The 20,986-nt window shown below is 62.1% G+C and carries 22 protein-coding genes; 15 read left to right on the forward strand and 7 right to left on the reverse strand.

From position 1 onward, the window contains the following. The first annotated feature begins 4 nt into the window (after positions 1 to 4). On the forward strand, positions 5 to 2,458 hold the full coding sequence (locus tag HBOR_RS10160) for a penicillin acylase family protein (RefSeq protein WP_006056875.1): 2,454 nt from the start codon (positions 5 to 7) through the stop codon (positions 2,456 to 2,458). Then, positions 2,455 to 2,775 carry a hypothetical protein gene (locus HBOR_RS10165; RefSeq protein WP_006056874.1) on the forward strand — a complete coding sequence of 107 codons (321 nt, stop codon included), beginning with the start codon at positions 2,455 to 2,457 and terminating at the stop codon, positions 2,773 to 2,775. Before HBOR_RS10160 ends, HBOR_RS10165 begins: the two co-directional genes overlap by 4 nt. A gap of 11 nt (positions 2,776 to 2,786) precedes the next feature. Here the strand turns inward: HBOR_RS10165 and HBOR_RS10170 are convergent, their stop codons facing one another. Next, positions 2,787 to 3,548: a DUF547 domain-containing protein gene (locus HBOR_RS10170; protein WP_006056873.1), complete on the reverse strand. Its 762-nt coding sequence runs from the start codon at positions 3,546 to 3,548 to the stop codon at positions 2,787 to 2,789. Between the two features lie 165 nt (positions 3,549 to 3,713). Between HBOR_RS10170 and HBOR_RS10175 the strand changes: the two genes are divergently transcribed. Beyond that, complete coding sequence (locus HBOR_RS10175; protein WP_006056872.1) at positions 3,714 to 5,894, forward strand: DUF7527 domain-containing protein; 2,181 nt, start codon at positions 3,714 to 3,716, stop codon at positions 5,892 to 5,894. A 306-nt stretch (positions 5,895 to 6,200) separates the two neighbouring features. Here HBOR_RS10175 and HBOR_RS10180 read toward each other — a convergent pair whose 3' ends face one another. After that, positions 6,201 to 6,506 carry a hypothetical protein gene (locus HBOR_RS10180; protein ID WP_006056871.1) on the reverse strand — a complete coding sequence of 102 codons (306 nt, stop codon included), beginning with the start codon at positions 6,504 to 6,506 and terminating at the stop codon, positions 6,201 to 6,203. 240 nt (positions 6,507 to 6,746) lie between these two features. Here HBOR_RS10180 and HBOR_RS10185 point away from each other — a divergent pair, with 240 nt between their 5' ends. Beyond that, positions 6,747 to 8,078, forward strand: coding sequence for an adenylosuccinate synthase (locus tag HBOR_RS10185; protein WP_006056870.1), 1,332 nt, complete (start codon positions 6,747 to 6,749; stop codon positions 8,076 to 8,078). A gap of 50 nt (positions 8,079 to 8,128) precedes the next feature. Here the strand turns inward: HBOR_RS10185 and HBOR_RS10190 are convergent, their stop codons facing one another. Further along, complete coding sequence (locus HBOR_RS10190; protein WP_006056869.1) at positions 8,129 to 8,506, reverse strand: group I truncated hemoglobin; 378 nt, start codon at positions 8,504 to 8,506, stop codon at positions 8,129 to 8,131. A gap of 110 nt (positions 8,507 to 8,616) precedes the next feature. Here HBOR_RS10190 and HBOR_RS10195 point away from each other — a divergent pair, with 110 nt between their 5' ends. Together HBOR_RS10195 and HBOR_RS10200 are read left to right on the forward strand one after the other, a co-directional pair. Continuing rightward, positions 8,617 to 8,805, forward strand: a complete 189-nt coding sequence (locus HBOR_RS10195; protein ID WP_006056868.1) for a methytransferase partner Trm112 — start codon at positions 8,617 to 8,619, stop codon at positions 8,803 to 8,805. 50 nt (positions 8,806 to 8,855) lie between these two features. Further along, positions 8,856 to 9,443: a DUF7524 family protein gene (locus HBOR_RS10200; RefSeq protein ID WP_006056867.1), complete on the forward strand. Its 588-nt coding sequence runs from the start codon at positions 8,856 to 8,858 to the stop codon at positions 9,441 to 9,443. Between the two features lie 46 nt (positions 9,444 to 9,489). On the opposite strand, the gene HBOR_RS10205 is transcribed toward HBOR_RS10200, so the two are convergent. Both HBOR_RS10205 and HBOR_RS10210 read right to left on the reverse strand, forming a co-directional pair. Further along, complete coding sequence (locus tag HBOR_RS10205; RefSeq protein ID WP_006056866.1) at positions 9,490 to 10,620, reverse strand: DR2241 family protein; 1,131 nt, start codon at positions 10,618 to 10,620, stop codon at positions 9,490 to 9,492. Further along, positions 10,613 to 11,488 carry a CbiX/SirB N-terminal domain-containing protein gene (locus tag HBOR_RS10210; protein WP_006056865.1) on the reverse strand — a complete coding sequence of 292 codons (876 nt, stop codon included), beginning with the start codon at positions 11,486 to 11,488 and terminating at the stop codon, positions 10,613 to 10,615. Before HBOR_RS10210 ends, HBOR_RS10205 begins: the two co-directional genes overlap by 8 nt. A gap of 170 nt (positions 11,489 to 11,658) precedes the next feature. On the opposite strand from HBOR_RS10210, the gene HBOR_RS10215 reads away from it, so the two are divergent. Next, positions 11,659 to 12,162: a DUF7523 family protein gene (locus HBOR_RS10215; RefSeq protein ID WP_006056864.1), complete on the forward strand. Its 504-nt coding sequence runs from the start codon at positions 11,659 to 11,661 to the stop codon at positions 12,160 to 12,162. 334 nt (positions 12,163 to 12,496) lie between these two features. After that, entirely contained in the window at positions 12,497 to 13,984 is a 1,488-nt protein-coding gene (gene cysS, locus HBOR_RS10220; RefSeq protein WP_006056863.1) for a cysteine--tRNA ligase, read from the forward strand. 53 nt (positions 13,985 to 14,037) lie between these two features. On the opposite strand, the gene HBOR_RS10225 is transcribed toward cysS, so the two are convergent. After that, positions 14,038 to 14,325 (reverse strand): DUF357 domain-containing protein, encoded by a 288-nt coding sequence (locus HBOR_RS10225; protein WP_006056862.1) that lies wholly within the window; start codon positions 14,323 to 14,325, stop codon positions 14,038 to 14,040. A 90-nt stretch (positions 14,326 to 14,415) separates the two neighbouring features. Here HBOR_RS10225 and HBOR_RS10230 point away from each other — a divergent pair, with 90 nt between their 5' ends. The 3 genes from HBOR_RS10230 to HBOR_RS10240 all read left to right on the forward strand — a co-directional run bounded on the left by HBOR_RS10230 (position 14,416) and on the right by HBOR_RS10240 (position 16,426). After that, on the forward strand, positions 14,416 to 14,844 hold the full coding sequence (locus tag HBOR_RS10230) for a hypothetical protein (RefSeq protein WP_241432429.1): 429 nt from the start codon (positions 14,416 to 14,418) through the stop codon (positions 14,842 to 14,844). 110 nt (positions 14,845 to 14,954) lie between these two features. Next, positions 14,955 to 16,019 (forward strand): NAD(P)/FAD-dependent oxidoreductase, encoded by a 1,065-nt coding sequence (locus HBOR_RS10235; protein WP_006056860.1) that lies wholly within the window; start codon positions 14,955 to 14,957, stop codon positions 16,017 to 16,019. Positions 16,020 to 16,141: 122 nt separating this feature from the next. After that, entirely contained in the window at positions 16,142 to 16,426 is a 285-nt protein-coding gene (locus HBOR_RS10240; RefSeq protein WP_006056859.1) for a DUF7545 family protein, read from the forward strand. A gap of 42 nt (positions 16,427 to 16,468) precedes the next feature. On the opposite strand, the gene HBOR_RS10245 is transcribed toward HBOR_RS10240, so the two are convergent. Beyond that, a complete protein-coding gene (locus HBOR_RS10245; protein ID WP_006056858.1) occupies positions 16,469 to 17,311 on the reverse strand; it encodes a ZIP family metal transporter in 843 nt (280 codons plus the stop codon). A gap of 202 nt (positions 17,312 to 17,513) precedes the next feature. Between HBOR_RS10245 and HBOR_RS10250 the strand changes: the two genes are divergently transcribed. The 4 genes from HBOR_RS10250 (at position 17,514) to HBOR_RS10265 (ending at position 20,983) form a co-directional block, all read left to right on the forward strand. After that, complete coding sequence (locus HBOR_RS10250) at positions 17,514 to 17,831, forward strand: MazG-like family protein (protein ID WP_006056857.1); 318 nt, start codon at positions 17,514 to 17,516, stop codon at positions 17,829 to 17,831. Positions 17,832 to 17,866: 35 nt separating this feature from the next. Further along, on the forward strand, positions 17,867 to 18,343 hold the full coding sequence (locus HBOR_RS10255; protein ID WP_049890590.1) for a YbaK/EbsC family protein: 477 nt from the start codon (positions 17,867 to 17,869) through the stop codon (positions 18,341 to 18,343). Positions 18,344 to 18,410: 67 nt separating this feature from the next. Further along, a complete protein-coding gene (locus tag HBOR_RS10260) occupies positions 18,411 to 18,713 on the forward strand; it encodes a hypothetical protein (protein ID WP_006056855.1) in 303 nt (100 codons plus the stop codon). A 176-nt stretch (positions 18,714 to 18,889) separates the two neighbouring features. Next, positions 18,890 to 20,983 carry an acetate--CoA ligase family protein gene (locus HBOR_RS10265; RefSeq protein ID WP_006056854.1) on the forward strand — a complete coding sequence of 698 codons (2,094 nt, stop codon included), beginning with the start codon at positions 18,890 to 18,892 and terminating at the stop codon, positions 20,981 to 20,983. The last annotated feature ends 3 nt before the right edge of the window (positions 20,984 to 20,986 follow it).

A 20,986-nucleotide genomic window follows, 5' to 3' on the forward strand; every position in this document is an offset into this window, starting at 1 on the left:
GACGATGAATACCACACTCCGTGTCGTTGCAGCGACCACTTGTGCGACGCTTATCGTCGTCTCCGCTGTACTTGGTGGATCGTATCTCGGCCTTGCAGCACCGTTCTCCGGCGATGTGTACGAGAGCATCGCGCGGGGGCCGGTGACGGGAACCGAGCGGGTCGAGAATCCGTACGGCCGGGCGACAGTCCGCTACGACGAGTTCGGCGTCCCCCACGTCTCCGCAGCGAACGAGAAAGCGCTCTACTACGCCGTCGGGTACGTCCAAGCCCGCGATAGGCTGTTCCAGATGGACCTCCAGCGAAGACTCATCGGTGGCAACCTCTCGGCAGCGTTCGGCGAACGCGCGGTCGAGTCCGACCGGTTCTACCGCAAGATGGACTTCCGGTCGGCCGCCGACGCGTCGTGGCGCGAACTCGAAGGCACCGAGGCCGGAGCGGGTCTCAAAGCGTACACTGCGGGTGTCAACCGCTACATCGACACCGGGGCGCGACCCCCGGAGTTCGCCCTCCTCGGCTACGAACCGACGCGGTGGGAACCGGCTGACAGCCTCCTCATCGGCAAACTCATCGCGTGGCGACTCTCGGGGAACTTCGCCGACCTGCGCCGTGCGACGCTCAAGTCACGTCTCGGTCCCGAGGCGACGAGCGAACTGTACCCGGATTCGATGGCGCACGACACGCCCATCATCAGAAACGGCTCGGACGCCGCGTCGTTCGACCCGGCGGCCGTCGCAACGGATGCGTCGGCGGCGGGTGCAGATGGCGGGGAGACCGCAGGTGACTTCGCGGCGCTCTACGACGCCGTCGAACCGTTCGAATCGAGATCGGGAGTCGGGTCGAACAACTGGGTGGTGTCCGGCGAGAACACTGCGAGCGGAACGCCTATCCTCGCCAACGACCCGCACCTCTCGTTGAGTACGCCGGCCGTCTGGTACGAGATGCACACCACTGCGGGCGAATCGATGGATGCCCGTGGCGTCACGTTCCCGGGCGTCCCGTTCGTCATCATCGGTCGCACGGCAGACGTGGCATGGGGTGTAACGAACGTCGGCGGTGACTTCACCGACGAGTACACGTACGAGACGCGCAACGGCCGCTATCTGTACGACGGCGAGTACCGCAAGTTCGAGACGACGACCGAGACGATTCCCGTCGCCGACGCGCCGGACGCGACTGTCGAGGTCAGAAAGTCCGTCCACGGTCCAGTTATCGAACGCGGCGGGCGCACCGTCGGCGTCGCATGGCCGGGGTTCTCGGCGACGAACGAGTCCGTCGGCGTCTATCGGCTCAACCACGCCGAAACGATGGCAGACGTGCGCGACGCCCTCCGAATCTGGGACGTGCCTGCGCAGAACTTCGTCGCGGCGACGCGTGCCGGAGAGACGCTGTACTACCCCGCCGGACAGTATCCGATCCGGGTGACCGACGGCGAAGTCGTCCGCGGCGACCGGATATTCAACGGCTCCGCGGGCGAGGGCGAGTGGCCGGGATACACGCCGTACGGTACCTCGTCGTGGTCCGGATTCGTCCCGTTCGAATCCATCCCACACGTTGACGACCCCGACGTTCTCGCCACGGCGAATCAGCGGACGACGGACGATCCGCCGTTCTACATGGGGACCAGTCTGACCTACTCGGAGCCGTACCGCGGCGCACGCATCTACGAGATGCTCGACGCCCGGACAGCCGACGGAGCGACACCCGAGGACATGCTGGCTGTGCAACGCGACGTGCGGTCGCAGGCCGCCGTCTCCTATGCCACTATCGCGCGAAACGCCTCCGCCGGTCTGTCACCGGACGCCCGCGAACTCGCGGCCGAGTTGGAAGAGTGGGACGGCGAGATGCGTGCGGATTCTCGGGGCGCACTCGTCACTCACCTCTTCCGCGAGGAGTTCGTCAATGCGACCTTCGCAGACGAGTTTAGCGCCGCCGGGTTGGACGCCGAATACTACCCCAATCCGTACGTGACGGCAGGGCTTGCTGCGGACTCACAGTGGTTCGACGACGGCCGGACGGATGCGACGGAGACGCGTGCTGACGTAGCACGTGTCGCCCTCGAACGGACAGCCGACCGAATCGACAGACACGGATACGAGACGTACGGCGACGTAAACCGACTGGATCTGAACCACCCGTTCGACCGCGAGTTCCTCAACTGGCCGGAGCGTCCGATGAACGGGTCACAGTACACGGTGTCGAACTTCAGAAGCGGCGGCGACAACGTGGGGAGCAGTTGGCGGATGGTCGTCGCCTTCGGGGAGACGCCCGCCGAAGACACCGCGAAAGGAGTCATCCCCGGCGGACAGAGCGGCGTCTTCTGGTCGGACCACTACCACGATCAACTGGACGAGTGGGCGACGGGTGAGTACAAGCCGTTGACGCTCGACTCGCCGTCGGGTGACCCGGACATCGTCTTCGAGTCGGATCTCTCCGGGTCGGGAGGTGTCTCAGCATGAAAGCAGCCGTCAGGACAGGTCGCTACGGGGACGCCGCACTGCTCGCAGCGTTCGCTATCGGTCTCGCCGTGAGTTCGGTCCACTGGGTCGGTATCGTCGTCGCGGGTGTCCTCGTCGGACTCGCCGCCTCGTCGGTTCGACGCGCGTTCGTTCTCGGCCTGACGTTCGCGGGCCTCCTCGTCGCCGCCTTCGCGGGATGGATGGTGTGGAACGGCGCGTTCGGCGCGTGGGTCGGCGCAGGACCGATTCCGCTTCTCACAGCGGTCACGTCGTTGCTTGCGCCCGTCGCCGCCGTCGGGGCGCGCGTTCTCGGTTGAGGCGGCGGCGCTCACGCGGAGCGGTCGTCTTCCGCCTCCGAGTTCTCCTCGGCGTAGTTTCCGAGCGACAGCGACCAGTCGTACCCCCGGTACCGAAGTTTCGGTGCTGCGCCGTCCGGTATCTGCCCGTATTGCCGGAGTATCCGCCGAATACCCCGCCCGCCGCCGAAGTCACCACGATACCAGAGAAACAGGCGGGGAACGGTGACAGTTCCGGCCGACCGGTCGTACACGACTTCGGAGTCGAGATAGTCCTCTGTTATCCAGTCGAGGTCCGCATCGAGCGTTTCAGGGTCGTAGACAGCGACGGGAGGACAACTTGCCGCACCGCAGTTAAGCGCAAAGTGGATGCGGAAATCGCGCTCATCCACGCGGGCCGCCCGTTCGAACGCATTCGGGAACGGGCGCGGGAGGTAGCCGAGTCCCCACGAGAGCATCGATCGGCGCAGGATGCCGTGTTCGATGTCGTTGAGACTGAGGAGTTGCCCCGCCACGGGAACCTTCGCGCGCCGGAAGAAGCGAGTTCGGTCGAAAGACTCCGGGTCGTCACTGAGGCAGTCCTGCACGAACGCGTTATAGACGTTCAACCAGAACGCGATCCGCCGCGCGTCGTCTGAGAGACGGCGTGTGAGCGTGGTCGGATCGAGAGCCGAGAGCCGCTCGCGCGCATCGACAGTCGCCCCGCCAGTATCGGTTCGCACCGCGCGAAGATACTGTGCGGCGAGGGCAACTGGATCCGCGTCGGCAGTAGCCGACGGGAGTGAAACGGGCACGCGCGCTGGTTAGTCACCCCGGCGATTAAACTGTCCGCGCCCGTGTACGTCTGACGCACGTCACCCGTTATCGGCCGTTTATGAATTTAATCTGACCGTTTGAACGCCGAAACAGGGCGAATCCTCCGGAAAGTATTTGATCCGGATTCAGTGATATAGCGGCAAATGGATAGCCAGACTATCGACGCGGTATCTGAGTGGGACTCCGTCCCAGTCGAGTCGGGGTATGAGGGACTCCACCGACTCGCCGACGACGGATTCTCTGGGGCCGTCTCGACGGGGATGACGTGGGCATTCGTCCTCAACGGACGGTTTACTGGTGTCTTCGAGGGAGACATCGAGGACTTCGAAGACGCGGAGTTGACTGCGTATCGCGCACCAGACCCCGCGCTTCCCCTCCTTTTCACCATGCGAGAGATTGGGGGCGAGACGCGCGCGAGCTACTACACGAATAAGACGCCGTTGTCCGAGGCGGACTCGACGCTCTCCGCGGGTGGGTTCACCGGCTACGTCGAACTGTCGGAGAACGTTCTTTCGGGGGACTACTATGTCGTCTACTACGGCGGCAAGTCGATGAGTGCGGCGTTCGTCGGCAGTAGCGAACGACTTCTCACCGGCGACGAAGCGTTCGAGCGAGCCAACGACGAGGTAGGTATCTACGAGGTCAAAGAAGTAGATGTCTCCATCGTCGAGTTGCCCGAAATCGAAACGGACGACGAACCCGAGGCATCCGCGGCGGCGACGGAAACGTCTGCGGAGGCACCCGACGAGACGCCGACGGAACCGTCCGAGGAAGCGTCCGAAGCGTCGGCCGCGGAAGTAGAATCCTCCAGCGAGCCGTCGTCCACCGATTCAACTGCCGCCGATGCGGCCGAGGCAGCGTCCGAAGCCGAGTCTGCGCAGTCCGAACGCGCGGCGGACGACTCCTCGAAACCCGAGTCGGAAACTGCTGAACCAGCCGACACCGAAGGAGACGAGACTGAACCGCCCGAGGCCGACCCGGCAACGACGACGGAGCCGAAACAGGACGCGGGAGCGCCGGACGGTCAGACCGCGGAACCGACCGCGGCAGCCGCCGATCAGTCCGCCTCGGCTGATCAGTCCGCAGCGGAAAGCCCTGACGCGCTCGCGGACCCCCAAGCGGGAGACGGTGACGACCCCTTCTCCGCCGAGGAGAAATGGCGTGAGGCACGTTCGATTCCGTCCTTAGACCCCAGCGAGTCGAGTACGAAAAACGGGGAAGCGAACGGAAGCGTGAAGGGAGGTCAAAAGCAGAAAGAGCGTCCGTCGAAACGCCAGCGGAAACAACAGCGTCAGGAGGCCCGCCAACGCCGCCGCAAAGAAGAACAGCAAGCGAAGCGCCGCCGTGAGGCGGCCGCCGCCGCGGCCGCGGAGTCGGCGGAGGAAACGGGCGAATCCGCCGAAGCCATCGCCAAACTGAAAGACAAACTCGAGGAAGCTGAGGAGCGCCGAGAGAAACTCGCCGAAGAACGCGACGAACTCGAAGTCGAACGCGACGAGTATCGCCAACGCGCCGAGGAACTCAACGCACGCGTCGAGGAACTCGAATCCGAAGTCGAACGTCTCAAAACGGAGTTGGAGGCGTCAAACGGCGGGTTTGTCGCCGAAGAGTCGTTGCCGCCGGAGAAAGCGCTCTCGGGGACGAATCTGTTCGTTCGCTACCAGCGCAAAGGGCAAGCGACGCTCGAACACGCCCGCGACGGCGAGGCATCGCGTCAAGAGGTTATCGACAACCTCCGTCTCGAACACCACACGACGTTCGACACCGGTGGTCTCGCTGTGGATGGTGTGCCGTACGAGGAGTTCCTCCACGAGAGTACGGAGTACGCCTTCGCAAAGTGGGTCGTTACCGACCTCCTGTACGAAATCGGTGAGACGGGTAACCGGAGTACGCTCGCAGACCTGTTTGACGCGCTCCCGAGCGTTGACCGCATCGAACTCCACGGCGTCGTCGGCTTCGAGACCAACGAAGGTGTTGACGAACGCGAGTTCGACGTCATCTTCCGCGACCAGATGGGCGACCCGCTGTTTGTCGCCGACATGAACACCTCGCGTAACGCCGCGACGCAGGCGATGGTCTCCTCGCTTGTGAACAATGCCCGTTCGGTGGCCGAAAGCGACGACGCGCTGGCGACGGCATTCTACGTCACCGAGTCGTTCTTCGAACCCGAAGCGCTAGAGTCCGTCGCAGAAGAGACGAGCGGTGGGTTCCTCTCACGGTCGAAGAAGAAGTCGTTCGTGAAGCTCTCGCGTAAGCAGGGGTACCACGTCTGTCTCGTCGAGGCGCGGAACAACGAGTTCCACGTCAACGTCCCCGACCTCTAACGCGGTCGGTTTTGCGGCATGGTGAACGCCGCTGTGTTCTCTCGTAGCGTCTGCACGTCTTCGCTCACGTACCGCACGAGGTCGTGCGGTCGGATGTGTAACCGGTTGCGGACGCTACGATAGCCGTCGAGGGATGTCTCTCAGTTCAGAGAACAGTGAGGAGGGTCGCCGCGTGGTCAGTCCGGGGCCCGCGTTGTGTGCGCGATGGTACGCGGAGCGGACGTCGAAGAGAGATACCGACGTAGCTACACGCTCTGCGCAGTCCACGCGGGCTGTAGTTCGGGTCGGGACCAGCGGGCGAGTGTCTTAGTTTTCGACTTCGGCCGCTTCTTCGATCTTCATCGACTCAAGCTTGTCAACGATTTCGTCGAGCTTCTCGTCGAGTTCATCGACGAACTCGGCGGTTCGCTCGGTCGTAATCGCACCCTGGCTCGAAGGCTCGATGAGGTTTTCTTCTTCAAGAACGCGGAGAGAGTAGCGGACTTTGTGGTGTGGGTAGCCAGTCTCGTTGGACATCTTCACGATTCCGATCGGTTCGCTTTCGATGACCATTTTGAGCACCTGAAGGTGCCGCTCCAGCATATCCACTTCCTTCTCAAGTCGGTCTATCATGCCATTTGTTAACTCGTCTTTGCAGCCTTTAAAGGTTACTCTCTGTCTGTCTCATTCGAGTAAAAATTGAGTAGCTTGGATTTTGCCACACATGCTGATAACCGTTTTGGGTGCGAGTACGCGGCTGGATGCACGTCAGTGGGTAGCAATTCGTTTTACAGACACAACTAATACACGAACTTGGATATATAACGTTCGTGGACCGTAATCGGTTTGTGGGATGGACAAGAACCGCCGAGTATGACCGTCACAATCGTCGGTTCCCAGTTGGGTGACGAGGGGAAGGGTGCCCTCGTTGACCTGTGGGGAGGCGACGCGGACGTCGTCGCTCGATATCAGGGTGGCGACAACGCCGGGCACACCGTCGTCGAAGACGGCGACGAGTACAAACTTTCGCTGGTTCCGAGTGGGGCCGTTCGCGGCAAGATCGGTATCCTCGGTAACGGCTGTGTCATCAATCCGAAGACGCTGTTTTCGGAGATTGACGAACTGCGCGAGCGCGGACTCGACCCCGATGTACGGCTCGCCGAACGCGCGCACGTCATTATGCCGTACCACCGCCGCCTCGACAACATCGAGGAAGAGGCGAAGGCGGATTCCGAACTGACCGTCGGCACCACCGGCCGTGGGATCGGTCCCACATACGAGGACAAGGCTGGCCGCCGCGGTATTCGCGTCGGAGACCTCTTAGACCCCGAAGTACTCCGCCAGCGACTGGAGTACGTCGTCCCGAAGAAGCGTGCGCTCATCGAGAACGTCTACGGTCTCGAAGCGGGCGAGGAGTGCGATGTCGAGAAACTGTTCGAGCAGTACGCCGAGTACGGGCGTCGGCTCGAATCCGAGAACATGACCGTCAACTGCGGAAACTTCCTCGCCGAACGGCGTTCGGCGGGCGAGAACGTCATGTTCGAGGGCGCACAGGGGACGCTCATCGACATCGACCACGGGAGCTACCCGTACGTCACGTCGTCGAACCCGACGGCTGGCGGGGCCGCGACCGGGACCGGCGTCGGACCGACCGTCGTCGGTCAGGGTGAAGTCGTCGGCATCGTCAAGGCGTATCTCTCGCGCGTCGGCGAGGGGCCGATGCCGACCGAACTGAAAAACGACGAGCATCAAGAAGAACTCGCAGACTACATCCGCGAGAAAGGTGGCGAGTTCGGGACGGTCACCGGCCGACCGCGCCGTATCGGCTGGCTCGACATCCCGATGCTCCGCCACTCCGCACGAGTCAGCGGTCTCACCGGCCTCGCCGTCAACCACCTCGACGTTCTCGCCGGTCTGGACGAGGTGAAGGTGGGCCACTCCTACACGCTCGACGGCGAAGAGTACCTCACGATGCCCGCAACGACCGAACGATGGGCACAATGTGAACCGAACCTCCGTGAGTTCGAGACGTGGGACGACGTTGACTGGACCGAAGTGGCTGCGGAAGGCTACGACGCCATCCCCGCCGCTGCGCAGGACTATCTCGAATACATCTCGGAAGAAGTTGGCGCACCGATCTACGCCGTCGGCGTCGGGCCGGACCGCGCGGAGACGGTCGAAGTCGTCAACCCGTTCGAGCAGTAAGCACCGCTCCGCTTCGGTTTCGTTTTTCGCTCCGTTCGCACCGACAGTGGTTACGCCGGACTCGCGTCTATCGTGACGATATCATCGCGGAACGACTCCACCGCGGTAAGGACGGTCTCTCGGTCGTCGGCAGGAACGTCGTGAATTTCGAGGGCGGCATCGAGATGTGCCGCGATTGCGTCGTACTCTTCGTGGGTAATATCGAGATGCTCGTGTGCGGCGGCCATGTTCTCGCCGTCGTATTCGACGGGGCCACCCGCGACCGCGGACAGAAACTGTGTCTGGTGTGCGCGTTGTTTGGTCATGTCTACGTCCTCGAAGAACGGACGCAGTTCATCGTCTGCGAGGATACGGTCGTAAAACGTATCGACTACGGATGCGAGCGCATCGCGCCCACCGAGTCGTCGATAGAGCGTCTGATCAGACATACACAGCACCGTCGGAGGGAGTTAGAAAAAGCCACCACCCCGGTTCTCAGTTCGTTAGAACGGCGCTGCGAACCCGTAATCTTTTGTCGTATCGAGACTCACAGCGGAGTATGAAAGAATCTCTGATGGACATCCTCTGCGACCCGCTCGACAAGAGCGACCTCGAACTCAAAGTCACGGAGCGAGACGGTGACGAGATCATCACCGGCCGCCTCGTCGGTACTGTCACGGGCGAGGAGTACCCCATCGAGGATGGCATTCCGAACCTGCTTCCGCCGGACATGCGGGACGCCGAGTAGTTCCACCCCGACCTGAACGCTTTTTAATTGTCGGGTAGACTCAACCAGACGTGACTGAGTCGCTCCGAGTCGAGTTGAACGGAGATGGTCTGCACGCCATCGACGCACCGCCGTCGTTCTCGGTGGCCGGTGCGTTCGACGTACTGTTGGCGAATACCGGGCAGGCCGTTCACGTTCACCTCCACCTCGACGACGACTTATCCCGGGTTGCTCGCCTCGATGCGGGCAACCATTACGTCCAAGGAGACGAATCTCAGCGCGTCCACGTCAGCACGTCGCCCAAGTCAGAGCCAGTGTCGGGGAAACTCAAAATCGTCACCGGCTACGGTGCGGAAACGTCGTACATCGACGTAACTATCGAACCGACACCGGGGACGAAAGCCGGAGTTGACGTGGACGAGACGTTGAGTAAACCGCCAAAGCGAGAGCCAGAACCATCGCTTACCGAGGAACTCGCTGAAACAATCGATGGCGTTCTCCCATCGCGGGGGGCACTGCCTATCGTCGGCTTACTGCTCCTCGTCTTGGCCGTTGCGGGGGTTATCCTCAGCGCTGTCCAGAGTACCGCCGTCGTCCTCAGTGTTGGGGTTGTCCTCGGTGCCGCCACCGTCGGTGCCGTCTTCCTGCTGCGAAAGTAGGGCAGCGATGACGCGACTCGGGAGATAGCAGCGACGCCCGCGGCCTTTAGTCGTCGTGACCGGCGGCCTCCTCCTCGTCCGCTCGGTCTGTCGGCGTTCCCGAGAGGTTTCCGTCCTCGTCAAATCGCTTCGTGCGGAGGAATCGCGTCCGGTAGCGGTTCGCGCCTTCGTAAACGTCCGCCTCGCGGATGTCATCGATGCGGCCGTCCGCGACGGCGTCGATGATATCCTCGATCTGTTCTTTCTCCGAGGGCGTGAGTTCGAACTCGTACGTCTGCGTTTCCTCGCTCTCCAATCGAGTCCACTTGCGTGAGGCGGCGATGACGAGCGAACACGGCTCCCGGCATGGGAAGACGCCGTCGCCACCGTCCGCTTCGAGTTCCGTCTCCTCGTTGTACTGCCACTCTCGCCGTTTGAGACACTGCGAGTCGTCACAGCAGGTTTCGGCGACCCACTCGACGTGTTCGTGGCCGCCACCGCGGTTCCACGTCTCGATGACGCTGTAGATTCCAGTCTGTCGCTCGACGGTCTCTTCCCAGTGGGACACGTCGAGTTCACCCTCGCGTTCGAGGTTCCAGTTCGCAATTGTCGCCGGGTAGAACGCATCGACCGCTTCGATGAGGTCGCGGCCGTCTAATTCGGGAAACACCCACCCGGAGACGATCGTCGGCGCGGTTTTGAGCGGTCGGTATCGACCCCGGTCATCGAAGGTGGCGAGTTCGCGGGCGTCCAGCGGGTCGGTGTACTCGTCCAGTTTCGACCGGTCTGCGTCTGCGTCGTCCTCGTGTCGAATCTCGTACCGCCGTTCGCCCGCCGCATCCAACGTCGCGGTAATCCGGAGTTCGCCCCACTCAGTGTGGACGCCGTCCGCGAGTTCGGCGTAGCGTTCGGGGACAGACCACTCGTCGGCCGCCTCCAGTTTCCGAAGGAACGCGTGGCGATGTCGTCCGCGGTCACCGACCTCGACTTCCCAGTAGTACCAGTTCGTCACGTACGGTTCGGCATCCACCGCGATGTCACGAAGTCCGCTCTCCGAGAGAGCGTCCTGTGCCACCTCGGGCGTCTCGAACGCGTAGCTGTCTCCGTCGCGGGAGACGGACAGACCGTCGAAATCGATTGGCTGCTCGTCTACGTGCCGAACGAGCGCGTCGAGTTGTTCTTCGCGCACGTCAGTCACCTGCGGCCGGCGTTTCGCGCGTTTCCTCGCGGACCGTTGCGATGGCCTCGTCAATGTCCGCACCGGCATCGGCGGCACGTTCGAGAACAACGTCGGCCATCAGTCCCTCGGTGCCGACAGCACCGGCGTACCAGATGCGGTGGCCGTCTACCGCAGCGGGCACGTCGTAGCCCGTTCGGTAGTCGTCGGTGAGGCCCATGTCCTCCGGAATGTCCTCCTGTGTGTGGAACCCGTCGGCGATGAAGAGGGGGACGACGACGATGTCGTCGGACTCGAAGTAGTCGGTTACGTCGTCCACCTCGGGTTCTTCGTCCATGTACAGCGCCTGCACCTCATCGAAGCGATCCATCTGGCGGACGCGGTCGGCGTGATATTCGATAGCCTTCGCGGAGTTCTCGTTACGCTCGGTCCCGTGACCGACGACGGCGAAGCCGAACCCCTCGCCGACGTCCGGGTCGCCAGTCACTGTCTCTGCGCGACGAACGAGCACGTCCGTCATCGACTCGTGGGTACCGACTGGACCGCAGTAGTGGACAGTCTGACTCGTGTCCTCGGCGGTCAACGTCGCGGTATCGGCGCTCAGGCCGTCTGAGTCCCACTGGGAGACATCCCACCCGTCGAGACGGAGTTCACGGGGGATGACCTGTTCGGTGAAGTACCCCTCGCTGATGAACAGCGGGACGACGAACACCTCGTCTGATTCGACGGTCCGAAGCACCTCCCGAAGTGAGGGTTCTTCCTTCCAGAAGCCGGTCTTCACTTCGTCGAACGCGTCCGTCGCGCGGATGGTGTCCGCGTGACGCTGCGTCGGCGTACTCGAATCCGGGTTCAAATGCGACCCGTGCGCCACGATGACCAGCGCTTGCATGACCGGACGTTATGAGAGAACGACCTTAGGGACTTCGCATTCCGAAAAGGAATCTTGGCAATTTCTGAGTCCCAGTTCGTCTCTCACACCACTCGTTTACGGTCCGTGGAGGTGACCTTCCGTTCACGGCTGACAATATACTTTTGTGCCCCTCGTTCGACTCCCCGGTCATGTCACTTGCCGCTGCGACACGAGATGCAGTCCGGGCGCGCCCATCCCTTCTCTACGCGCTTCGCGCGGGGGTCGTAAACTACACCGCCGCCGCAGAAAGTCTTGATGTGGAAGGAGATACCGACTCTATCGCTACCGCTCTTCGCCGGTTCGCGGACGACCTTCCACCGGTTGAGATCGAACACCGAGAGGTGACCGTCCGGATGCGGAGCGGGGTCGGACTCGCGGGCGAAGACGTTGACGCCGACGCCGATGACGACCGCGTACTCACCGTCGGCGACGTCGATTTTGTCGCGTCCGGGGGCGGACTCACGGCGCTTGTCGTAACCGGTGAGGTTGATACTCGCGCCCTCTCGGTCGTCTGTGACCGACTGGATGCCGAGAATATCCTCGTAGATGCCGCGGGCGTTGCAGACGATGAACTCGTCGTCGTCGTTCCCCAGCGTCAGGGCGCGACGGCGCTTCGACACGTCGAATCAGTGTTCGAGTCGCTACCGGTGTGAGCGGTGGTCGCCACCGTGAGGGCTGTCGCCGTGGTAGCCGATTAATGACATAATGGTAACAATACCTATTTACTATCGCCACGATGGTCGAGACGCCCGGTATGGTTTGGAGTTGTTAACGGACACGGGCCAGCGAGAAGGAGACCCATGCTCCGGCTCGCTTCCCGAATGGGCAGTCCGTGGGCGAGTACCTCATCTCGCCCGCCGGGCTTTTTCCAACCGTACGGTGTGACCACGACTCGTTCAAGCAGAGACGCGACTGAGGAGGCAGCACTGCATTTTTAGACCGTCCGTTCCGACGGGTTGAAAAACACGTCCGGAGTACGTGCTGACGATGACGCTGTCCGTGACCAACACCCTGACGGGAGAACGCGAGGAGTTCGAGCCACAGGACGACGACGACGTGTTGCTCTACGTCTGTGGGCTGACGGTCTCGGACGACGCCCACCTCGGTCACGCCCGCCTGTGGATGCACGCCGACGTGATGCACCGGTGGTTAGAGCACGAGGGCTACACCGTCCACCACGTCGAGAACTTCACCGACGTAAACGAGAAGATTGCCGCACGCATCGGAGACGACGAACTGGGCCAAAGTGAACCCGACGTGGCGCGGCACTTCACCGACCACGTTATCCGCGACATGCGCGGTCTGAATCTCAAGCGTGCGGAGGTGTACCCTCGCGTCTCCGAACACGTCCCACAGATCATCGACCTCATCGAGACGCTAACTGAGAACGGATACGCCTACGAATCGAACGGGTCGGTCTACTTCGACGTGACCGCCTTCGAGGACTACGGGAAGCTCTCGAATCAGAAAATAGAGGAGATGGAGGCACAGGGCGAAGCGGACGAACGCGCCGAGAAGCGCCATCCTGCGGACTTCGCACTCTGGAAGGCGGGCGCGGTCTCGCCCGACGCCGTGGCCGAACATCGGCCCGAGGAACTGGACCCCATCGAGGACGCCTGCGGCGAGACGTGGGAGTCGCCGTGGGGTGAGGGCCGTCCGGGCTGGCATATCGAATGCTCGGCGATGTCGATGACGCATCTCGGAGACACCATCGACATCCACGTCGGCGGCCGCGACTTGGTGTTCCCGCACCACGAGAACGAAGTCGCCCAGAGCGAGGCGGCGACGGGCCAGACGTTCGCGCGCTACTGGCTTCACGTCGGTCTCCTCCAGATGGAAGACGACAAGATGTCCTCCAGTCTGGGCAACTTCTTCACCGTCTCGGACGCCTTAGACGAGTTCGGCGTGGACGTAATCCGGACGTTCTACCTCTCGACCGGATACGGCGCAGAGCAGACGTTCAGCGACTCAGCGATGGCAGAGGCCGAAGAGCGCTGGGACCGACTCGAACGCGCCTACGAGACGGCTATCGAGGCGTGCGACAGTCCCGACGCCTACGCTTCCGTTGAGGACGCCGACCTGCGCGAGGCCATCGAGACGACCCAAACGGACTTCCAGAAGGCGATGAACGACGACTTCAACGTCCGCGAGGCGATGGCCGCTCTCATCGAACTCGCCCGTGCGGTCAACACGCACGTCAACGACGCCGACGAGTACGATTACCGTGGCCTCCGCGAAGCTATCGAGACGTTCGAGGACCTCGGCGGCGACGTGTTCGGACTCAGCTTCGGTGACGCGGCCGACGGCGGCGACGTAGAAATTGCAGAAGACCTCGTGTCGCTTCTGTTGAACGTGCGCGAGGCCGAGCGCGAGGCGGGTAACTACGAACGGGCCGACGAACTTCGCGACGAACTCGACGCACTCGGCGTCGAAGTCCACGATTCCGAAGACGGCCCGTCGTTCCGCTTCGAGTAAGGTATCGGTCCGTTTCGAGCGAGACAGTATGCTCCCAATCTACGACGTACCAGTCACTCCATCGTGAACAAGTCAGTATCTTCCGGAACGTCGAAAAGACCCATTCTGACGCCCGCATCCAGCCAGCCGTAGCCGTACGAGAACGAAGCGAGCGCGTTCACCGGATCGTCATTCTCGCGGAAGTGATGACCGTCTTCGAGATAGGAGATTGCCATCTCCTCGATGTCTACCGCGGCGTCTCCGAGGGGCGTCTCCGGCGGGACCGCGATTGTCGCCGCCGCAAGTGCGTCTTCGAGCATTCGACCGTAGCGGTCGGTTTTCTCCGCTAACTCCGCAGGCATGGGGTCACTTCCGCGACGCGACCGTATGAAGGCCCGGCTTCGACTATCGTCTGACGGGTATTTTTGTTGGTCGAGATAGAACTGGAAGACATGTCCCTCCTATTCCGATCCATACTGGCGGGTGAAGACGTACGGGCAACCGCACGGTCTCTCGCCATCTCCGTCGGTCTCCTCCCGCTCGTCTTCCTCGCGTACGAGTACTACTCTCAGCAAACGCTCGTCGGCGCGGCGTTCTTCCCGTCTCCGCTCGGCGCACTCGTCGTCTTTGCCGCGGCAATCGCGGCGTACAGAAACCGCGGCGGGGTCGCAATCATCTCGTTCGGCGTGTTCCCGCCGCTCGGGTTCGCGTTGTTGTCTCATCTGCACGTTCTGCACCGTCCGCTGACGGAACGACTGACGCTCGCTGCCACGAGTTCGGCGCTCATCGTCGGCTTCGTGTTTGCCTGTTTCGGATGGGCATTCGGGGCGACAGCCCGGCGTCTCATCGGATCGATGTGGGAACCCCGCGACCAGATCTAACTCGGCCTCGCGTCGGGTGTGAAATACCACCACGGTAATTACTGTCGGTCACGACGACAATCGCGCACGACAGCGGAACCTAAAAGGCCGGGTCTAGCCAACGGGAGAGCATGACCGAGGACGATGATGCGTTCGTGGAACACCGGAAACTCATTATCGCCGGGTCCGGTATCTCCGGGCTCTCGGCGGCTATCTATGCGGGACGGTCGAACAACGAACCGCTCGTGTTCGAGGGGGACGAACCCGGCGGACAACTGACGCTGACGACCGAGGTGGAGAACTATCCGGGCTTCCCCGAAGGAATCTCCGGGCCTGAACTCATTCAGAACATGAAAGAGCAGGCCGAGCGGTTCGGCGCGGAGATCGATCACGGCATCGTCGAGTCTGTCAGCGCTGACGAACGCCCGTTCACGGTGACGATGAAGAACGGCGATGTGTACACCGCAGATGCGATCATCGCCGCATCGGGCGCATCAGCGCGGACACTGGGTATTCCCGGCGAAGACGAACTGATGGGCTACGGTCTCTCGACGTGTGCGACGTGCGACGGCGCATTCTTCCGTGGGGAGAAGATTCTCGTCATCGGTGGGGGCGACGCCGCGATGGAGGAGGCGAGTTTCCTCACGAAGTTCGCCTCGAAAGTGTACATCGCGCATCGCCGCGAGGAGTTCCGCGCGGAGGATTACTGGGTTGACCGCGTGATGGAGAAAGTCGAAGACGACGAGATCGAACTCATGCGCAACACCGAGGTGACGGAACTCCACGGAACGCCCGAAGACGGCGTTGACCACGTGACGATGGTTCGTCATCCGGAGGGTCACCCGACAGACAAACTCGACGACCCCGAAACGGAGGAGTTCGACTTCGACGTGGGCGCAGTGTTCTACGCCATCGGTCACACACCGAACGCGGACTATCTCGAAGGTACGGGCGTCGAACGCGACGATGACGGCTACGTGAAGGCGAAGGGCGGCACCGGCGGCGGACAGACGGCCACCGACGTGCCGGGTATCTTCGCTGCGGGCGACGTCGTGGACTACCACTATCAACAGGCCGCGACCGCGGGCGGCGACGGCGTGAAAGCGGCCCTCGATGCTGACGATTACCTCGAAAACCTCGAACGAGAGGCCGAGGCGACCGAAGTCGAACCTGCCGCCGCTGAATCGGACGACTGACGACAGTCGTTCGGGTTTTGCTTCGTTTGTATCGCGTTGCGGTTGCAGTTGCCACTCCATACCAGTGCGCTTCGACTACCACATTCCCACAGACCCTTAAGTCGAGAGGACGCAGAGTCGCCATGGTCGAAACCGAGACCTACACTATCGAAGGACCGGCAGGCGACACAGAAGACGTTGAACTTCCCGAAGGCCTCGTAGACATCTTCACAGAACAGGGCGAGGACCCGACTGCCGTTGTCGCGGATCTTGTTGTGCAGTCGTTCGCCCAGCAAGCGCACGTCGCCACGCACCACAGCGAGGGCGAGACGCCGGGCGACCTTACGGAACTCAACGAGAAGATGGAAGAACTGTTCGAGGATCGCTTCGGCATCTCGATGGACGAAGCGATGGGCCACAGTCACTGAACGACGCACACTGAGGCCGAACGCGGATCTTCTCTCTTACTCTCAGACGAACAGCAACGGCACCATCGCCAAGACACCGCAGGCGATACCCGCACACAGTTCGCGGCGGCCGCCGCGGGGCAGTTCCGCGCCGCGTTCGAGAGCTTCGGGGATGAACTCCGTGAGCACGAGGAAGATCATCGCCCCCGCGGCGAACCCGAACCCGACCGGAAGGAACTCCCGAGCGAGGCGGACGAAGTAGAAAGCGATGACCGCCCCGATTGGTTGCGGCAGACTGGAGAACACCGACCACCAGACGAGTCGCCAGTTCGGGACGCCCATCGACCGAAGGGGAATGGAGATAGCAACGCCCTCGGGAATGTTGTGGATTGAGATAGCGATAGTCATGAACACTGCGAGGAGCGGAACGACGACACCGAACAGTTGGAGACCGCCCTCTAGCCCCAGATCTGCGAACGCGACGCCGATAGCGACACCCTCGGGGAAACTGTGGATCGTGAGAATGCCGAGAATGAGTAGGAGTTTGCGGAAGTCAGCCTCTTCGTACCGCTTCGGGTGTACGTCCGCGCCGTCGATCACGTCGTGGGCGACGACGACGAGGACGATACCCGCGATGAGACCGGCACCGAGTAACAGAAACGTCCGTGTCGGGATCGGTGATACGGAAATGCCGGCTAGCGAGACCGAGATGTACTCCCCGAGCGCCTCCAGCACGAGGCCGAAGACGGACGCTGACAGCATGATTCCAGACGCGATCCCCCACAACGCAACATTCCATCGGTCGCTTATGTCTTGAACGAAAAAGAACGGTATCGCCCCAAGACCCGTCGCCAACGCTGTGATAAACCCCGCAACGAAGACAAAGGCGAAATTATCGAGGGCCATACGAACGCTTGGTTATGGACAGGGATAAACAGTATAGATTTTTGATGCTTTTGGCGTGCCTAAAACCCGATTCTCGGCGTTATATCGCGTTCTATGACGTTTTAGGTAAAAGTCCAATTGACAAGCTAGTGTGTGGTATATGACACTTTTCGGGCCTATCGTCATTCGATGGAATCATTACGGGCCGTCGTGCAGGAGGGGTGTGACAGACGAACAACAGCAACGCGTCGCTGCGTTCCTTGACGCGCACGAGTTGCACGCACCACCCGCGTACCGCCTTTTGGATCTTGCCGCCGAGGTCGGTGAACTCGCGGCCGACGCAGCGAAGTCCAGCGAGTACGGCGCAAGCCCCGACAAGTTGGACGTGAAACGGGACGAACTCGGGGATGCACTGTTCTGCCTGTACGCTCTCGCCGACGAACTTGATGTCGATGCCGCCGCCGCCCTCGACGAATCAGTGGCGAAGTACGAAGCGCGAATCGACGACGCTGGTGCGCCGGGATCCGACGCGAAGGAGTGACATTTTACTCGTTCGAGTGCATGCGGTTCGTCAGCATGCATCAGCGAGCGAGTGAATTTGCCGCGGCCGCGCGCGATAGATACGACTTCGAGGTGGATGTCGAGGAATTCCCCGAGGGGACGAAGACGGCGGCCGACGCCGCGTCGGCCATCGGTTGCGATGTTGGTCAGATCGCCAGCAGTCTGGTTTTCGAGGTTGACGGATCGCTCGTCGTCGTCATCACCAGCGGAGCGAACCGGGTGGACGAATCCCGCCTCGCAGACCACTTCGGCGTCTCTACGGGAACTGTCTCGATGGCCGACCCCGAAACGATTCGGGACGCCGTCGGGTGGTCAATCGGCGGCGTCCCGCCGTTCTGCCACGAGACCACCCTTCCCGTCCTGTTCGACAACTCACTCTCTCAGTACGACACTGTCTGGGCGGCCGCAGGGACACCCGAGGCGGTCTTCCCAATCGATCCGGCAGAACTCCGCCGGTTGGCCGACGCGGAGGCGATTTCGGTTACTAGCTGACCGGAAACGACATTCGTCCGTGTGAACCGCCGACCGAACTTTCCCGATCGACCGCGATGGTCACAGTATGAACTCGGTATCTGACGATTCGACCGGTGACGACGAGACGACGCGCGTCTGGTTGGTCGAACGCACCTATTCGGACGACGAACAGAACATCATCATCCTCGTCTACGCGACGCCCGATGGGTCTCAGTACCTCCGGAAAGAGCGTTCGCTCACGAGTTTCGACGACGTACGAGAGACGACGGCCGCCGTGGACACCGACGCGTCTCATCTCGGCACCGTGAACGACCCCGAACAGCGGGCGCAGTACGCTGAGGCGGCCCAGCGCATGCAAGACCAACACGATCCCGACGAGGCGGTGTGAACGTCGTCGCGGCAACTGTACCGACGTTCAGTCGCTATCTGTCGAGACACTGAGAACCGGACACCCATCCAGGAATTTCTCTCTAAACAAAAGATCGTGACAGAGACGTGGCCGCACGAATCATGGAAGACCAAACATACCCGGATTTAAACGGCGAGAGGGAGTAGCCACGGACGATGGGAGAGTTATCCGAGTTGTTCGCCCCGCGGCGTATCGCTGTCGTGGGCGCGACAGAGCGCGAAGGCTCCGTCGGCCGCGCCATCATGGAGAATCTCGTCGCGGATTTCGACGGGGATGTTGTCCCCGTGAATCCGAAGTACGACGAGGTGTTTGGCGTCCCGGCCGTAGCGGACGTCGGCGAGTCCGACGCCGACCTCGCGGTGATCGTTGTACCGCCGCATATCGCGGTGGACGCGGTCCGCGAGTCGGGCAAGGCGGGCATTCGTAACGTCGTCGTCGTCACCGCCGGATTCGGTGAGACGGGAAGCGAAGGCGCATCGCGTGAACAAGAACTTACGGAGGTTGCAGAAGAGTACGACCTCAACCTGGTCGGTCCGAACAGTCTCGGTCTGATGTCTACGCCGACGGGGTTGAACGCCACGTTCGGCCCCGATAACGCCCTTCCCGGCAATATGTCGTTCATGAGTCAGTCGGGAGCGTTCATCACGGCAGTTCTCGACTGGGCGAACGACCAGGGAATCGGCTTCAAAGACGTCGTTTCACTCGGGAACAAGGCCGTCCTCGACGAGGCGGACTTCGTTGACGCGTGGGGTGACGACGAAGACACCGAGGTCATCATCGGCTACCTCGAAGGTATTTCGGAGGGCCGCGAGTTCATCGATACGGCCCGCGAGGTGACTCAGGACACGCCGATTGTCCTCGTCAAGTCCGGCCGGACCGATGCAGGTGCGCAGGCGGCGTCCAGTCACACCGGCACTATCGCCGGTTCGGACCAAGCGTACGAGGCTGGTCTCGACCAAGCTGGCGTCATCCGCGCGGAGTCCGTCCAAGAACTGTTCGACGCCGCACGCGTGTTGGAGAGCCAACCGCTGCCGGCTACCGACGACGTTGCCGTCATCACGAACGCCGGTGGTCCCGGCGTCATGAGCACCGACGCAGTGGGTGACTCACGCCTCTCGATGGCCTCGTTCACCGACGAGACGCTCGATGCGTTCTCCGAGAAACTCCCCGCTGAGGGGAACATCTACAACCCCGTTGACATCGTCGGCGACGCCGACAACGAGCGGTTCCGCGACGCGCTCGATCTGGCCCTCGGTGACGAGAACGTCGGCTGTGCAGTTGTCCTCACAGCACCGACGGCGGTCCTCGACTACGAGCAACTGGCCGCCGACACCGTTGAACTGCAAGAGAAGTACGACAAGCCGGTCGCCGCCTGTTTCATGGGTGGCGAACGTGTGAAGCCGGCCGCAGAGGCCCTCTCGGACGCGGGTATTCCGAACTACTTCGACCCCGCCCGCGCCGTCAACGGTCTCGACGCGCTCTCGCGGTTCCGCGAGATTTCCGAACGCGAGTTCGACGAACCAACGACGTTCGATGTGGACCGCGAACGCGCCCGCGAGATTCTCTCCTCGGTGGAGGGACGGGACGACACGCGTCTCGGCGTCGAAGCGATGGACCTCCTCGACGCCTACGGCATCCAGACGCCTGACGGCGATATCGTGGATGCGCCCGCCGAGGCTCTCGAAGTCGCAGAAGATATCGAGGGCGACGTCGTGATGAAAATCGTCAGTCCCGACATCCTGCACAAATCCGACATCGGCGGCGTCAAAGTCGGCGTCCCGAACGAGGAAGTGTACGACGCGTACGAGGACCTCGTCACACGTGCGCGGAACTACCAACCCGACGCCAATATTATCGGCGTCCAGGTACAGGAGATGGTGGACCTCGATAGCGGCGTCGAGACCATCGTCGGCATGAATCGGGACCCGCAGTTCGGTCCCCTCCTCATGTTCGGTCTCGGCGGTATCTTCGTGGAAGTCCTCGAAGACACGACGTTCCGCGTCGCGCCCGTCTCCGAGTCCGAAGCGCACGAGATGACAGAAGAAATCGACTCCGCACCGCTTCTTCGCGGTGCGCGTGGCCGCGATCCGGTTGACGTTGCGGGCGTCACGGAGACGATCCAGCGCCTCTCGCAACTCGTCACGGATTTCCCGGCCATCCTCGAACTGGACATCAACCCCCTCGTCGCCACCCCCGACGGCGTCCAAGCGGTGGACGTACGATTAACGGTGGACCCCGACCAACTGTAATCC

Origin of the sequence: Halogeometricum borinquense DSM 11551 (genome assembly GCF_000172995.2) — an archaeon.
GTDB lineage: Archaea > Halobacteriota > Halobacteria > Halobacteriales > Haloferacaceae > Halogeometricum > Halogeometricum borinquense.

Coding starts and splice junctions, on each gene's coding strand:
- HBOR_RS10160 (WP_006056875.1), top strand. CDS start 5: ATGAATACCACACTCCGTGTCGTTGCAGCGACCACTTGTGCGACGCTT.
- HBOR_RS10165 (WP_006056874.1), top strand. CDS start 2,455: ATGAAAGCAGCCGTCAGGACAGGTCGCTACGGGGACGCCGCACTGCTC.
- HBOR_RS10175 (WP_006056872.1), top strand. CDS start 3,714: ATGGATAGCCAGACTATCGACGCGGTATCTGAGTGGGACTCCGTCCCA.
- HBOR_RS10180 (WP_006056871.1), bottom strand. CDS start 6,506: ATGATAGACCGACTTGAGAAGGAAGTGGATATGCTGGAGCGGCACCTT.
- HBOR_RS10185 (WP_006056870.1), top strand. CDS start 6,747: ATGACCGTCACAATCGTCGGTTCCCAGTTGGGTGACGAGGGGAAGGGT.
- HBOR_RS10190 (WP_006056869.1), bottom strand. CDS start 8,506: ATGTCTGATCAGACGCTCTATCGACGACTCGGTGGGCGCGATGCGCTC.
- HBOR_RS10195 (WP_006056868.1), top strand. CDS start 8,617: ATGAAAGAATCTCTGATGGACATCCTCTGCGACCCGCTCGACAAGAGC.
- HBOR_RS10210 (WP_006056865.1), bottom strand. CDS start 11,488: ATGCAAGCGCTGGTCATCGTGGCGCACGGGTCGCATTTGAACCCGGAT.
- HBOR_RS10215 (WP_006056864.1), top strand. CDS start 11,659: ATGTCACTTGCCGCTGCGACACGAGATGCAGTCCGGGCGCGCCCATCC.
- cysS (WP_006056863.1), top strand. CDS start 12,497: ATGACGCTGTCCGTGACCAACACCCTGACGGGAGAACGCGAGGAGTTC.
- HBOR_RS10225 (WP_006056862.1), bottom strand. CDS start 14,325: ATGCCTGCGGAGTTAGCGGAGAAAACCGACCGCTACGGTCGAATGCTC.
- HBOR_RS10230 (WP_241432429.1), top strand. CDS start 14,416: ATGTCCCTCCTATTCCGATCCATACTGGCGGGTGAAGACGTACGGGCA.
- HBOR_RS10235 (WP_006056860.1), top strand. CDS start 14,955: ATGACCGAGGACGATGATGCGTTCGTGGAACACCGGAAACTCATTATC.
- HBOR_RS10240 (WP_006056859.1), top strand. CDS start 16,142: ATGGTCGAAACCGAGACCTACACTATCGAAGGACCGGCAGGCGACACA.
- HBOR_RS10245 (WP_006056858.1), bottom strand. CDS start 17,311: ATGGCCCTCGATAATTTCGCCTTTGTCTTCGTTGCGGGGTTTATCACA.
- HBOR_RS10255 (WP_049890590.1), top strand. CDS start 17,867: ATGCATCAGCGAGCGAGTGAATTTGCCGCGGCCGCGCGCGATAGATAC.
- HBOR_RS10260 (WP_006056855.1), top strand. CDS start 18,411: ATGAACTCGGTATCTGACGATTCGACCGGTGACGACGAGACGACGCGC.
- HBOR_RS10265 (WP_006056854.1), top strand. CDS start 18,890: ATGGGAGAGTTATCCGAGTTGTTCGCCCCGCGGCGTATCGCTGTCGTG.